Genomic DNA, 1385 nt, shown 5'->3' on the forward strand with positions numbered 1-1385 from the left:
TGAAGTGCAATAAAAAAGTTAGACATTTTTATAGGTTTTAAAAAATCATGGATTGTTCCCTGTATTCTACGGGGGATAGTCCATTTTTCTTTAAAGAAATACGTTTATTGTTGTACCAATTGATATATTTAGCGACTAAGTTCTTTAACTCGGTTAGGTCATCGATATTATACCTGTAAAGGCATTCTCTTTTGAGCAGATTAAAGAAACTCTCAATTGGGGCATTGTCGTGACAATTGCCTTTTCGAGACATACTTTGTTCAATACCCATTGTTTTTAGGGTATCTCGATAATATTTGAGTTGATAATGCCATCCTTGATCAGAGTGAAGAATTGGTTTTAAAGAGGGAACTATATTTTGCTTCAATTTTTCTAGTGTATCTAATATTAGTAATTTATTAGGACTCAAACTTATTGAATAAGATAATATTTCGCCGCTGGCCTGGTCCAGCACGGCGGATATATAGCCCCATTTGTCTTTACGCAAACGTATTTGAGTTACATCTGTATGTAATACTTTTAAAGGTTCTGTCTCAGTAAATTTCTGTTTGATTGTATTAGGAGCTATTTTTCCAAGGTTACCTCTATAGGAACAGTAACCGGATGTGTGTTTTGAAAAAATAACTACTTTTAATTTAAGTTTGGTCATTAAGTGCCGAATTGTTTCTGGAGAATTTTTGAATCCGACCTTGAGAGACTCTTTCCAGATTCGACGATAACCGTAGGTTGAGTTTGAATCGTGATATGTTTTAACAATAAACTCTTTTAGTTGAGCATATTTATCTGTTTTATCAGTTTTACTAAGTCGTTCATAATAAGTTGATCTTGGTAGATCGACCTTAGTTAATAACTCATTCAACTTGTATTTTTTAAGTAATGATTTGACTAATTTTGCTTTTTCGAGTTGTGATCGTTTTCTCGCAAGGTCTTTAGTGCTTTTAAAATATCACGGTCCATTTCGGCATCATGTAGTTTAGCTTTTAGATCGAGAATTTCTTGTTTATATTTCTCTTCTTTTGTGGAATTTAAACGTGTTTGTTTCTTCTTTTTCTTGGCCATTAACGGTCGTCTCCCTCTGGGACGACGCCTTAATCCAATAACACCATAGTGATTATATCTATATATCCATGAATTAACCTGGCTAGGTGATATTTTGAAATAAATTGCAGTATCAAGGCGACTGATCTCATGTAATTTATAATATTCTATCACGGATAATTTAAAATCTTGAGAATAGTCTTTATGAGATTTTTTAGTTATCAAATAATTAAGTCCATTTGCCTCCGCTTCATGGACCCAGTAATAAATCGGTGATTTACTGGGCATTCCATATTTTTTTGATAATCCAAGTATAGAAATTTGTCCATCAAAGTATTCATTTACTA

The 1385-nt window shown here is 32.7% G+C and carries 1 protein-coding gene and 1 pseudogene; both read right to left on the reverse strand.

The annotated features are described in order from the left end of the window. Positions 1 to 37: 37 nt before the first annotated feature. Positions 38 to 880 (reverse strand): annotated as a pseudogene (locus FC97_RS06880) (IS3 family transposase); the annotation flags it as partial. A gap of 5 nt (positions 881 to 885) precedes the next feature. Next, positions 886 to 1385, reverse strand: a 500-nt coding sequence (locus tag FC97_RS06885) for a helix-turn-helix domain-containing protein (RefSeq protein WP_056967983.1), incomplete at its 5' end; no start/stop codon positions are given.

The organism is Companilactobacillus kimchii DSM 13961 = JCM 10707 (assembly GCF_001435445.1).
Classification (GTDB): Bacteria; Bacillota; Bacilli; order Lactobacillales; family Lactobacillaceae; genus Companilactobacillus; species Companilactobacillus kimchii.